The following is a 12,284-nucleotide window of genomic DNA, read 5'->3' as shown; positions in this document are numbered from 1 at the left end:
ACTATTATGAAAACAATTTTATTCAGTCTTCCGGGAAATGAGGAACTGGTAGAACTTTTAGCAACAAAAATGGATGCTGAAGTAGGCAAAGCTACCTTGCGAAAATTTCCTGATGGAGAATCATACACACGTATTCTGTCTGACGTTAAGGACAAATGTGTCGTACTCGTCTGCACGTTGCACGAACCAGACGAAAAACTATTGCCACTCTATTTTTTAAGCCATACTGCAAAATCGCTTGGTGCGATGTGTACTTGTTTGGTAGCACCGTATCTTGCTTATATGCGGCAAGACAAAATCTTTAATGAAGGTGAAGGTGTAACTTCTGGTTTCTTTGGGAAGTTGATTTCAGGATTTGCCGATAGCATTACCACCGTAGACCCTCATTTGCATAGAATAAGCTCTTTGGGAGAAGTATATCATATTCCCAACAAGGTAATTCACGCAGCAGATGCAATTTCAGAATGGATAAAGAAAAATATCAAAAACCCGGTATTGATTGGTCCCGATTCAGAAAGTGAGCAATGGGTTTCACAGGTTGCAAAAAACGCAGGAGCACCATTTACTGTGTTGCAAAAAGTACGTCACGGTGACCGTAATGTTGAAGTTTCTGTTCCTGACGTGGACAAATACAAAGATGCCACACCTATTTTGGTTGATGATATTATTTCTACAGCACGCACCATGATTGAAACTGTCGGTCATCTAAAAAAAGCAGGAATGAAACCACCTATTTGTGTTGGTATCCACGCAGTTTTTTCAGGAAATGCTTATCAGGATTTATTGGATTCAGGTATAGAAAAAATAGTGACTTGCAATACCATTCCACATCCTTCAAATGCTATAGATTTAAGTGATATACTGGCAAAAGAAGTAAAGAAATTGATGCAACATATATGAAAAAACAAAGCTTCATACTGTTTTTTATTCTATCCATAATAACAATGAATGGACAGACTGAAATGCTCATTGGGCAGATTTCAGGCAGAACTATAGTAAGGGAAAATTTTGATAAAGATGGTATGCTGCTTAACAAACGTTTAAAGCAGGAAAAATAATAAAAGAAGATAGGTATTATCAGATTGAGGTGATAACTGAACTGTTTAATGATAAAGAGAAATCAGAAGAAAAGTACACAACAACGTATCGTTGCAAACCAGATGAAGCCAGTATTATGGTAATGGCATTTCCCTTTGCTAAACCAAACTCAAAGGAAACCGAAATCAATACCAACTCTATAAATTTTAAAGAAATATACGATTTGGATAACCTTGAGGATATTGAACTAAAAATGAGTTTTGATTCGGGCTTGCTGAATTTCTTCGGTTCAAAAACCATCATAAAGATTTACGACAGAAAATTGGAGGGTGGTCAAAACAAGATTAAATCAAAAATCAACATTAAGGCCTATGCATTGGGTATTCGTATTAAGCAACTTGATTATGATGTAGTAGAAAAGTTAAGCGATAATGGTTTGTTGACCTTTCAAAAATTTACAGAAGCGGATGGTAGCTATTTTATAATGAATTACAAATAAGAAAAAATGAAAAATTACGATACCCTTTCTGAAGCCATAAACGACTTGCAAGCAAATGGTTATACCTATGATTTCAACTTGAAACCGGAATGCTTGGAATGTGCTTCATTAAAAATTGAGATACATCCCGAAGACTTTAAAGTGGATAAGACCTATCGCTTTGAAGGCATGAGCAGTACGGATGATAATAGCGTTTTATATGCAATTTCGGCAAAAGATGGGATAAGAGGTCTTTTAGTAGATGCCTATGGCGTATATGCTGAAAATATTTCTGAAAAAATGAGAAAAAAATTACGATAACACTTAAACAATATGATAATGGAAAACCATCAACATCACAATCACGAAGAAATGGACCATTCAAAAATGGACCACTCAAAGATGAAACACAAAAAAGAAGACCACTCAAAAATGAACCATGGAAGTGGTGGTCACGCTGGCCACAACCCGGCACACGGCCAAATGGGTCACGACCATCATAAAATGATGATAGCCGACTTTAGAAAACGTTTTTGGGTAACATTAGTCCTAACGATTCCTATATTATTTCTATCACCAATGATTCAAGAATTTGTTGGTTATGAATTTCTGCTTCCCGGTAATCCTTATATACTTTTTGCGCTTTCAACCGTGGTCTATTTCTATGGTGGCTGGCCTTTTCTTAAAGGTTTCGTTTCAGAAGTAAAGAAAGGTTCACCAGGAATGATGACCCTTATTTCAATGGCAATAAGTGTCGCTTACTTTTATAGTTCAGCTACTGTCTTTGGTTTAAAAGGAGTAGACTTCTTTTGGGAACTGGCTACTTTAATTGCCATTATGCTTGTTGGGCACTGGATAGAAATGAAAAGCGTTTTAGGTGCATCAAAGGCATTGCAACTTTTAGTAAGTATGATGCCAGCAGAAGCACATAGAGTAAATGGAGATACCATTGAAGATATTTCACTCGAAAACCTTTTGAAAGATGATGTGATTTTAGTAAAACCTGGAGAAAAAGTCCCTGCTGATGGGATTATAGTAGATGGTTCTAGTTATTTAAATGAATCCATGCTAACTGGTGAATCCAAACCTGTAAAAAAAGATGAAAATGATAAAGTTATTGGTGGTTCTGTAAATGGTAATAGCACTTTAAAAGTTAAGGTTGAGCACACAGGAAAAGACAGCTATCTCAACAAGGTCATCACAATGGTCGAAGAAGCGCAAAAAACCAAATCTAAAATGCAAAACCTATCGGATAGGGCTGCAAAATGGTTGACCTACATTGCTTTGGCCATTGGTTTTGGTACGTTGGCCGTTTGGTTGATTCTAGGATTTCCGTTTGTATACGCATTGGAAAGAATGGTAACTGTTATGGTTATTGCTTGTCCGCATGCTTTGGGTCTTGCCATTCCGTTAGTAGTAGCGATATCGACTGCAGTATCCGCACAAAATGGATTATTAATTAGAAACAGAACAGCTTTTGAAGAATCTAGAAAGATATCAGCTTTATTATTCGATAAAACCGGAACATTGACCAAAGGAGATTTTGGTGTTACCAGAATCGAGTCGGTAAACAAATCGTATAGTAAAAATGAACTACTAAGATTATCAAGTGCCTTAGAACAAAGCTCTGAACATCCTATCGCTGTCGGAATAATAAAAAAAGTTAAAGAAAATAATATCATCATTCCCAACCCAGAAAATTTCAAAGCCATTACAGGTAAAGGTGTAGAAGCCAATGTTGAAGGCAAAGACATTAAGGTAGTAAGCCCAGGGTATTTAAGAGATGAAAAAATAGAAATCCCTAAAGATGCCTATAGTGATGCAGCCGAAACAGTTGTTTTTATTTTGATTGATGGAAAACTGGCTGGATATATAGCACTGGCAGACGAAATTAGACCAGAATCTGCCGAAGCTATAAAAGTCTTCAAAAAGAATGATATTAAAGTTTATATGGCAACGGGCGATAATGAAAAAACAGCCAAAGCTGTGAGCGAAAAACTTGGTTTAGACGGCTATTACGCTGAAGTATTACCACATCAAAAAGTGGAAATTGTTGAAGAGCTTCAAGCAAAAGATGAATTTGTAGCCATGACAGGAGATGGTGTCAACGATGCCCCTGCTCTTGCCAAAGCCAATGTTGGTATTGCAGTTGGCTCGGGCACAGATGTAGCAGCTGAAACAGCCGATATTATTCTGGTAAACAGTAATCCTAAAGATATTGCAAACCTCATTCTTTTTGGAAAAGCAACCTATAATAAAATGATTCAGAATCTTGTTTGGGCGACAGGCTATAATGTAGTGGCTATTCCGTTAGCTGCTGGAGTACTGTATTCTTCAGGGTTTGTTTTAGGGCCTGCTGTTGGAGCTGTATTTATGAGTTTGAGTACCATTATTGTGGCTATTAATGCACAATTGTTAAAGCGAAAAATAGGTAGCAAATAATGGATAGGAAAGAAAAACTCAATAGGATATATTTAATCCTATTGAGTTTATTTGTAGTAATGTTGGGCTACGGTATTTTATTACCAACTCTTCCCTACTATACAGAAAGATTAGCACTTAAAGATAATCTTGACAGAGACTTAATCAACTTTCATATTGGATTACTTACGAGTATTTATCCGCTTTTCCAATTACTGTTCGTGGTGGTTTGGGGAAAGCTATCAGACAAATACGGTCGCAAGCCCATTATCATTGTCGGTCTCATCGGGTTTGTGATAATGCAGTTGTTAACAGGACTTGCTACATCTTTGACAATGCTATATATCGCTCGAATCTTTGGTGGCATTTTTACATCATCAGTTATTCCAGTTAGTAATGCTTATTTAAGCGACATCACTTCCGAGAAACGTAGAACTAAAATAATGGCCTGGTCTGGCGTCGCCATCAGTTCTGGGGTTATTTTTGGCCCTGTCGTTGGTGGATTTCTATCTCAAACTAACATTCATATTAAATATTCTATAGGCCTGCTACATTTAGACCGATTTTCAGTACCATTCTTGTTTGCTGCTATATTAGGATTGATTGTCTTATTTATAGTAACGAAATGGTTAAAAAATACTGTTCACTTTCAAAAACAAACTTCAAAAAAAATGAGTTTGCGATTTACGTTTAGTAAATATTTTATCGTGTTACTATCGTTGTCATTTATACTACAATTTGTTGTGACTTTATTTGAAACGGTATTTTCAATATACGGTAAAGATGAATTGGGGTTTAACAGCAACCAAGTTGGAATTGGTTTTATGCTATGTGGCTCTGTAATGGCTGTTTTGCAGCCTGTTTTTGCAAGTTATGGAGAGAAGCTCTTATCTACGAAAAAACAAATTGCTTTAGGGTTGTTAATAGCTGGAATATCTTTAATCGCCTTTCCTTTTTTTAAAAATGAATGCTTTGTCTATGGCTTAATTATTCTTTTTGCAGCTGGAGGTGCAATGGTAACCCCTAACTTATTATCAGCAGTTTCCTTAACATCAAAAGAGAATACAGGTAGAAATATATCTATACAAAGCTCAACAAATAGTATTGGTCAAATTTTAGGTCCTGTTTTAGGGACTTGGTTAATTGCAGGAGATTTTTACTATCCATTTACAATTGCTGGAGTTATTGTTTTAGTTGCTATTAGCTCTCTGTTTTTACTTAAAAATCCACCATAAAACACATAGATGTTACCTTTTGATGATTAACCCAAATCTAAAACCCCAATAATCTTATGTATAATTTAATTCATATAATACTGGATAACTATAAAGAAACAAAAATAGTTTAGGAATCCAATCTTAATGATTTCAATAATGCTGAAAAAGGAATTTCCATTTATAGAAGATATTTGAAGAAATCACACATGTAAAATACATTTAGAGAATCACAAACTTATTAATTGCAACTAATAAATGAAAACAAAAACATTAACCTCTATGATATTGAATACACAAAAATATTGCAATTCTCTTTTAAAGAGTGAGCCCTGTATTAAGTACCCCTTTCATAATTTGATACATACCCACGAAGTTGTTGCTAATGTTAGACACATAAGTACACAACTCAAGCTTACCAATCGGGAGCAATTAATATTGGAAATTGCAGCTTGGTTTCACGATACAGGGTTTTCCAAAACCTACAAAGGTCACGAAGATGTTAGTAAGGAATTGGCATGGGAGTATCTCACTACCCAAGATGTTGATAAACAAATTTTGCAAGATGTTTTAGGTTGTATAGAGGCTACTAAAATGCCTCAAAATCCTCAAAACAAATTGGAAAAATTATGTGCGATGCGGATTTATATCATATCGCCACTCCTGAATTCTTCTACAAAAAATTGCTATTGAGACGGGAATGGGAAGTTTATTGTGATATTTCAAGTAGTGATTTGGAATGGCATCAACTGAATTTAGAATTTTTAAAGAATCATTCTTTCCATTCTTCATATGGCCGAAACGTACTAAAACCTCAAAAAGAGGTAAACTTAAAAAAGGTCAAAGAGATTTTGAGCTTTTATTAAAATAATGTCACTAGGCGTGAATTAATAAAACAAGTAATACAAATAATATTATGCTATATACCACTATTCTAATTGCCTTCCTCATTGGATATTTTTTCATCGCCTTTGAACACTCTATTAAAGTTGATAAGGCTGTTGTCGCACTATTAACAGGGACTATTTGTTGGGTGTTGTTGGTTTTTGCTTTAGAAAATGGCAGTATCGGTTTTTCAGAAGAATCCGTGATTCAATTTATTCCAGAAAGCATTCGTCATCATATTGGTGATATATCTGAAATCCTGTTTTTTCTCATGGGAGCTATGACCATTGTTGAGATTATTGATGCTCATGAGGGATTTACCATAATTACGGAAAAGATTTCAACTACTAAGAGAGTTAAGCTTATATGGATTTTAAGTATTGTTACTTTCTTTTTATCAGCAGCCTTGGATAACCCTAACAACCGCTATCGTGATGTCTGCTCTATTAAAGAAAATGATTGCAGACAAAAAAGATTTATGGCTGTTTGCCGGTATGTTGATTATTGCAGCCAATGCAGGTGGAGCGTGGTCTCCAATAGGTGATGTAACTACAATTATGTTATGGATAGGCGGGCAAGTCACAGCCGGAAATATCGTTGTAAAGCTTATTTTACCTAGTTTGGTTTGCCTTCTGGTACCACTAGGTATTATAAGTTTTAAGTTAAAGGGAAATATAAAAAAACCAAACATACACCTAGAAAAAAAAGAAAAACCAAATGTGAATACCTTTGAGAAGAGGTTAGTGTTTTTCTTAGGTCTCGGAGCGCTATTATTTGTTCCAATCTTCAAGACCGTTACTCATCTTCCTCCGTTTATGGGAATACTATTTGGACTAGGAGTCATGTGGGTAGTTACTGAGATAATACATCGAAAAAAAGAAATTGCCCATAAAAACTCATTGTCCATTGTTGGAGTGTTACAAAAGATTGACACCCCAAGTATTTTATTTTTTCTTGGTATTCTATTAGCTGTTGCCAGTCTTCAAACAGGTGGCCATTTAAGCGATATGGCTCTCTTTTTGGATAATAAATTTCATAATATTTATGTCATTAATACAATCATTGGAGTTTTATCTGCCATAGTTGACAATGTCCCTTTAGTTGCTGGAGCTATGGGAATGTATTCCGTAGAGACCTATCCTGTTGACCACACATTTTGGGAATTATTGGCGTATTGCGCAGGAACAGGCGGAAGTATTTTAATAATTGGGTCAGCTGCTGGAGTTGCCATTATGGGTACATTAAAAATCAACTTTATTTGGTATTTGCGAAAAATATCCCTGTTGGCTTTAGCTGGATATTTAGCTGGAGTCCTTACCTATATTATTCTGAACTAAAATTTATTCAATTTTTAAATATGCTTTTTAAGGACGATGAACATATAAAATTGATACATTCCGGTGATGAATATTTCGTTAAGATGAAAGAAATCATTGAAAATGCACAAGAAGAGATTCATTTACAAACCTACATTTTTGAAAATGATGAAACAGGAAATGATATAGCAAATTGTTTAAAAGAAGCAGCACATCGAAATGTGAAGGTTTATATCCTATTAGATGCTTATGGCAGCTCATCTCTTTCTGATAATTTCATAAAAGATTTGCAGCAGAGTGGAATATTTTTTCGATTTTTTTCGCCGTTATTTTCTGTCAACAACTTTTATTTAGGAAGAAGGATGCATCACAAAGTAATTGTAGCTGATGCTAAATTTGCAATCATAGGAGGAATAAATATTGCAAATAAATATCGCGGTAAAGAAAGTGATGAGCCTTGGCTAGATTATGCTATAAAATTAGATTGCCCAGCTGCCCAAGATTTGCAAAAACTGTGTCGCGATTATTTTTTTAAAGACAGAAGCTCAAAAAAAAATAAAACCTGTATTACATTCTGCAGGAAAAACACTTGTTGGTATTAGACAAAACGATTGGCTTAAAAACAAAACTGAAGTATGCGACTCTTACACAAATTCCATCAACCAAGCCAAGAATGAAATAGTCATTGTCAGTTCTTATTTTTTACCAGGAAGAAGACTAAACAATGCTATAATAGGTGCTTGTAAAAGGAAAGTAAAAGTAACGCTAATATTAGCAGGGATTAGTGATGTGCCTTTAATACGTAATGCAACCTCTTATTTATATTCATTATTTTTAAAACAAAATGTGCTAATATATGAATGGAATAATTCTGTCGTGCACGGCAAAGCGGCTGTGGTGGATAACAAATGGTCCACAATAGGTTCATTTAACCTCAATGACCTTAGCTGCTATGGAAGTATCGAAATGAATGTTGAAATACATTCACCTTACTTTTCCGAATTATTACGTTCTGATTTTCAAAATATTATCAATCAATGCAATGAGGTTACGATTGATACTATCTATAAAAATACCAGTTTTATTTCAAGATTTGTCAATTATATGGCCTACCGAATGGTAAGAGCAGCTATATTGTTCCTAACCTTTTTGCCTCATATCAGATTTGCAAAATAAGTTTAGACTCTGACTTTTAGTTTGGAGACTTCCTATAGTCAAGATAAAAGTGATAATTACTTAAATACATAGACTTGGCGTATTGTGATAGGTTTTTTAACTATTTAATATTGCGTATATATCTTTCAGAATTGATTACCGTGGTCAGTTAATCCAACGAGATATTGGTTGATATGTAATAACCTACAAATTTTAATTGGGTTAAGGATTGCGCACTTACTCAGCCTTTTTCCAAATGCTTTATTAAGTTAGTGATTGAATAACCTTGGTGCGAAAAACAATGCAAGGCCAGATATCAATAATGAGCCCAGAGAGCCCCATAAAAGTTCGGGGCTTGTATCATCTCTATTAGGCGCTTCAATCGATATTAACTGTTCGTTTAAACTAGCGATGTCCTTTTTAGCTGTTTTTAGTTGTCCCTTCATGTCGAAAATGGTCTTGTTCATTTCAAGTTGTTCTTTGACATACTTTTGATTCGCTTTTTGTTCTATCTCTATTCTATGCTCGGCATTTTCTAAAGACAAAATCAGTTTTCTGTTTTCTTTTAAAAGGTTATTTAATTTTTCATTTAGCTCTTTCTCCTTTGGAGATGTTTTTCCAATGTAATCATACTGATTTTTAAATCCATTTACGATACTAGCTATAAGCTCTGATCTTGAAATGTTCTTATCGTTAGCTATCTGTTGTAGAGCTGTTTTCTCCTCAGCAGTAGTCTTGAAGCTTATTGTTACGTTTCTTGTTGTGTCCATAATAGTGTAATTTGTTTATGTGTTTTAGTTGGTATACCTATGATTTACCAGTAGTAAACTATTAGTATATCAATGGTATTGTATTGGTATACTTAACTTTTTTTAATTTTAATATTCTGTTTTTCAATTTTTTAAACATATTCCATTTCATTTTGAAATATTTTATATCCAAATATAATTCTTTTTTTACTTTTTACTATATTTGAGTAATTATTTTTACAATGACAACAAAAACAATTGAGGAAATTGGAAATGCCATCTTTGAGTCTAGAGAACTTGGCCCTAACCAATTAGACATAAGTTCAAAAAATATAAATCATTGGATTAGAGAACGAATTGTCCCATTTGTTCCTGTAGAACAATCACCTGATATAAATAAGCTAGTTGATGTTATTTCGGATAATGATAATAAAAAAAATAAAAAAGCAAAATGGATACGACTTAACCTCGCTCAAGCAGTTTGGGTATCGATAGTGAGTGAATTGATTGGTTTTAAAGTCTCAATTGAAAATCTAGAGAAGCTAGCCTATAAGGTGTGGCAAGAACCTAGAGAGCAAAAGTATGCTGATAGAGTCTTTGAATATAATATAAAGAATAACCCCCATAATTTACCAAAACAAGAAATTGATAAGCTTAAATCTCACTTGCGTAATGAATTGCTTATGGAGCATTATTTCAGGACCATTATTAATCCTTTTACCGATGCTGTTAAATCAGCTTTCTATAGAAACGGAATACCACATAACTTTCTTTTCGTACCTGAAACAAACGATTATATGTTTCATGATGGCAATTTGGACTTAATTTTAGATTTAAAGAGTATTTATCTACAAAAACCTATGCTTAGTATTCCATTAGTGCCCATTCTTTCAAAGATATTGTTACATGAATTTGATAACCGAAAAATAAAGGACCTCAAATACCTTTTCAATGTCGAAAGGCAAATAAGGGATATTGTTGTTTTTAAAAGACCTAAAATTGTTGAGATAGCTTTTGAGAAAAGAGATATTAAACCTTTAGTTATAACTGAACAGCATAAGAGCCGAGAGCAATTAGCTAAATATATTTTAACAAATAAGATCATGAAAGGCTCAAAGCTTTTAATTGATATACGCTCCAATGATAATTACAAAATAACACTTATTAAAAAAGAGTGATACTTAAATATTTCCAAAAATGATACACATCGTAGAACATAATCAGTTCCTGAAAACAAAGCCTGGTTTCAATCCAAACAGAGATGGACCAGAAAACCAGTTTTCACAATGTTGCCAAACAAATATTAAATAAAGATAATAACAACGCCTTTGATAATAGCGAAGTAACTGAGATAATTTTGATATTAGAATGTTTCGCTGATATCATATGCAACCAAAAAGTTTAATACTATGAAAAATGTTTTTCTCTATGTAAGAGTCTCCACAGATGAGCAGGCTGACAAGGGATTTTCACTACGAGACCAAGAAGAGAAATTACTCAGCTATTGTTCTAATAACAATTTTAATGTTATTTCTATATTCAAGGAAGACCATTCAGCAAAGACTTTCAATCGTCCTGAGTTCAAGAAAATGATGTCTTACATCAAAAAAAACTACAAATCAGTAGACCAAGTTCTTTTTACAAAATGGGATCGTTTCTCTCGTAATACTTCTGAATCCTATAACAAGATTAATGAGTTCACGGAACTAGGAGTTCTTGTTAACGCCATCGAACAACCTCTAGACCTATCTATTCCTGAACAGGGATTGATGTTAGCAGTTTACCTTTCCATGCCTGAGGTTGAAAACCAAAGACGCTCATTGAATGTTAAAGCTGGAATTAGGCGTGCTTTCAAGGAAGGAAGGTATGTAGTTTCTCCTCCTAAAGGGTACGATATGGGAAGGGACAAACAAAACAAACCTATTTTAATTCCAAATAAAGATGCTAAGTATATAAAAGAAGGGTTCAAGTTACTTAGCCTAGGTTTATATTCCCAAAAAACAGTATTGATTAAACTGAAAGGTAAGGGTTTCAAAACAAGTAAATCTGCATTTGCTAGAATAATCAGAAACCCCATCTATCATGGAGACATAATATTAAGTGCTTTCAATGATGAGCTTGAGCGGGTAATAAAGGGAATCCACGAGCCACTTATCACAAAAGATCTTTTTGAAAAGGTTCAAGTTCATATTGATGGTGGCAAAAGACAATATCAAGTTAGACACAAAAAAATCAATAAAAAATATCCCTTTAAAGGTTTTGTGCTTTGTCCTAATTGCCTAAAACCTCTTAAAGCAAGTTCTTCAAAGGGAAGAAGTCGGTATTACGCATATTATCACTGTGAAAAGCCTTGTAGTACTCGCTACAAAGTTGAAGAAGTAGAATCTTGGTTCAATGATTTCTTAGGTGGGATTTCTCTAAATCCTAACTCCAGTGAGTTATTGCAAAAGATTATTGAAAACCGTTTTAAAAGTCTCACTAAATCAAGTAGATTGAGTCCTAAACATTATGAAGAAGTAAGTTCCATAAAGCATAAGTTAGAAAGACTTCAAGATCTTTATTTAGATGGAGATTTTGATAGAGAAGAGTACAAAAGTACAAAAGTGCGTTATCAAAATAGATTGTCTGAATTGAATGCCGTTGAGCAAAACTGGAAAAATCAAAAGGATATACTTTCAATCTATAAAAATGGTCTAAAGAAACTTGAATCTTTTGATAAACAATTCAATAACAGCGATATAGATCTTAAGAGAAGATTAATCGGTTCGATTTTCCCTAAAAACTTCCAATTTGAAAATCAAAGTGTTCGAACCGCTGACATCAATCCACTACTTTTAAAAATTTCTAGTATTAACAAGGATTTTAAAGGAAATAAAAAATGGGACAAATCGAAAAAAATTGATTTGTCCCAATTAGTACTGAAGGCGGGACTTGAACCCGCACGGCCATAATGGCCATTGGATTTTAAGTCCAACGTGTCTACCAATTCCACCACTTCAGCATCCAAGTTACAGACTGTAACTTTATT

13 protein-coding genes and 1 tRNA gene are annotated in these 12,284 nt (G+C 34.1%); 12 read left to right on the top strand and 2 right to left on the bottom strand.

Annotated elements, in window-relative coordinates:
* Positions 1–6 precede the first annotated feature (6 nt).
* The 10 genes from V1468_RS12230 (at position 7) to V1468_RS16430 (ending at position 8,528) form a co-directional block, all read left to right on the top strand.
* The gene (locus V1468_RS12230; protein ID WP_331810512.1) at positions 7–900 is read left to right on the top strand and encodes a ribose-phosphate pyrophosphokinase; all 894 of its coding nucleotides are present in this window, start codon (positions 7–9) and stop codon (positions 898–900) included.
* A 187-nt stretch (positions 901–1,087) separates the two neighbouring features.
* A complete protein-coding gene (locus V1468_RS12225; RefSeq protein ID WP_331810511.1) occupies positions 1,088–1,537 on the top strand; it encodes a hypothetical protein in 450 nt (149 codons plus the stop codon).
* A gap of 6 nt (positions 1,538–1,543) precedes the next feature.
* Complete coding sequence (locus V1468_RS12220; RefSeq protein WP_331810510.1) at positions 1,544–1,837, top strand: phosphoribosylpyrophosphate synthetase; 294 nt, start codon at positions 1,544–1,546, stop codon at positions 1,835–1,837.
* Between the two features lie 18 nt (positions 1,838–1,855).
* Positions 1,856–3,958 (top strand): copper-translocating P-type ATPase, encoded by a 2,103-nt coding sequence (locus tag V1468_RS12215; protein WP_331810509.1) that lies wholly within the window; start codon positions 1,856–1,858, stop codon positions 3,956–3,958.
* Positions 3,958–5,172 (top strand): MFS transporter, encoded by a 1,215-nt coding sequence (locus V1468_RS12210; RefSeq protein WP_331810508.1) that lies wholly within the window; start codon positions 3,958–3,960, stop codon positions 5,170–5,172. The genes V1468_RS12215 and V1468_RS12210 overlap by 1 nt, the downstream gene beginning before the upstream one ends.
* A gap of 336 nt (positions 5,173–5,508) precedes the next feature.
* On the top strand, positions 5,509–5,844 hold the full coding sequence (locus tag V1468_RS12205; protein ID WP_331810507.1) for an HD domain-containing protein: 336 nt from the start codon (positions 5,509–5,511) through the stop codon (positions 5,842–5,844).
* Positions 5,845–6,067: 223 nt separating this feature from the next.
* The gene (locus V1468_RS12200; protein ID WP_331810506.1) at positions 6,068–6,580 is read left to right on the top strand and encodes an SLC13 family permease; all 513 of its coding nucleotides are present in this window, start codon (positions 6,068–6,070) and stop codon (positions 6,578–6,580) included.
* Positions 6,492–7,373 (top strand): sodium:proton antiporter NhaD, encoded by an 882-nt coding sequence (nhaD, locus tag V1468_RS12195; RefSeq protein ID WP_331810505.1) that lies wholly within the window; start codon positions 6,492–6,494, stop codon positions 7,371–7,373. The genes V1468_RS12200 and nhaD overlap by 89 nt, the downstream gene beginning before the upstream one ends.
* A gap of 83 nt (positions 7,374–7,456) precedes the next feature.
* Positions 7,457–7,954, top strand: a complete 498-nt coding sequence (locus V1468_RS12190; RefSeq protein ID WP_331810504.1) for a phospholipase D-like domain-containing protein — start codon at positions 7,457–7,459, stop codon at positions 7,952–7,954.
* Complete coding sequence (locus V1468_RS16430; protein WP_408647371.1) at positions 7,836–8,528, top strand: phospholipase D-like domain-containing protein; 693 nt, start codon at positions 7,836–7,838, stop codon at positions 8,526–8,528. Before V1468_RS12190 ends, V1468_RS16430 begins: the two co-directional genes overlap by 119 nt.
* 248 nt (positions 8,529–8,776) lie before the next feature.
* On the opposite strand, the gene V1468_RS12185 is transcribed toward V1468_RS16430, so the two are convergent.
* Positions 8,777–9,277, bottom strand: a complete 501-nt coding sequence (locus tag V1468_RS12185) for a hypothetical protein (protein WP_331810503.1) — start codon at positions 9,275–9,277, stop codon at positions 8,777–8,779.
* 221 nt (positions 9,278–9,498) lie between these two features.
* On the opposite strand from V1468_RS12185, the gene V1468_RS12180 reads away from it, so the two are divergent.
* Both V1468_RS12180 and V1468_RS12175 read left to right on the top strand, forming a co-directional pair.
* A complete protein-coding gene (locus tag V1468_RS12180; protein ID WP_331810502.1) occupies positions 9,499–10,434 on the top strand; it encodes a hypothetical protein in 936 nt (311 codons plus the stop codon).
* A 231-nt stretch (positions 10,435–10,665) separates the two neighbouring features.
* A complete protein-coding gene (locus V1468_RS12175; protein WP_331810501.1) occupies positions 10,666–12,207 on the top strand; it encodes a recombinase family protein in 1,542 nt (513 codons plus the stop codon).
* Here V1468_RS12175 and V1468_RS12170 read toward each other — a convergent pair.
* Positions 12,173–12,257: transfer RNA gene (locus tag V1468_RS12170), tRNA-Leu, on the bottom strand. The genes V1468_RS12175 and V1468_RS12170 overlap by 35 nt on opposite strands.
* Positions 12,258–12,284: the final 27 nt, after the last annotated feature.

The sequence above is a fragment of the Winogradskyella poriferorum genome, from assembly GCF_036553625.1.
GTDB classification, from domain to species: domain Bacteria; phylum Bacteroidota; class Bacteroidia; order Flavobacteriales; family Flavobacteriaceae; genus Winogradskyella; species Winogradskyella poriferorum.
This window is presented reverse-complemented; position numbering and strand designations above follow the sequence as displayed.

Bases quoted from the DNA above. Each gene is read 5' to 3' on its own strand.
- V1468_RS12185 (WP_331810503.1), bottom strand. From the start codon at position 9,277: ATGGACACAACAAGAAACGTAACAATAAGCTTCAAGACTACTGCTGAG.
- V1468_RS12180 (WP_331810502.1), top strand. From the start codon at position 9,499: ATGACAACAAAAACAATTGAGGAAATTGGAAATGCCATCTTTGAGTCT.
- V1468_RS12210 (WP_331810508.1), top strand. From the start codon at position 3,958: ATGGATAGGAAAGAAAAACTCAATAGGATATATTTAATCCTATTGAGT.
- V1468_RS12215 (WP_331810509.1), top strand. From the start codon at position 1,856: ATGGAAAACCATCAACATCACAATCACGAAGAAATGGACCATTCAAAA.
- V1468_RS12220 (WP_331810510.1), top strand. From the start codon at position 1,544: ATGAAAAATTACGATACCCTTTCTGAAGCCATAAACGACTTGCAAGCA.
- V1468_RS12190 (WP_331810504.1), top strand. From the start codon at position 7,457: ATGAAAGAAATCATTGAAAATGCACAAGAAGAGATTCATTTACAAACC.
- V1468_RS12230 (WP_331810512.1), top strand. From the start codon at position 7: ATGAAAACAATTTTATTCAGTCTTCCGGGAAATGAGGAACTGGTAGAA.
- V1468_RS12200 (WP_331810506.1), top strand. From the start codon at position 6,068: ATGCTATATACCACTATTCTAATTGCCTTCCTCATTGGATATTTTTTC.
- nhaD (WP_331810505.1), top strand. From the start codon at position 6,492: ATGATTGCAGACAAAAAAGATTTATGGCTGTTTGCCGGTATGTTGATT.
- V1468_RS12175 (WP_331810501.1), top strand. From the start codon at position 10,666: ATGAAAAATGTTTTTCTCTATGTAAGAGTCTCCACAGATGAGCAGGCT.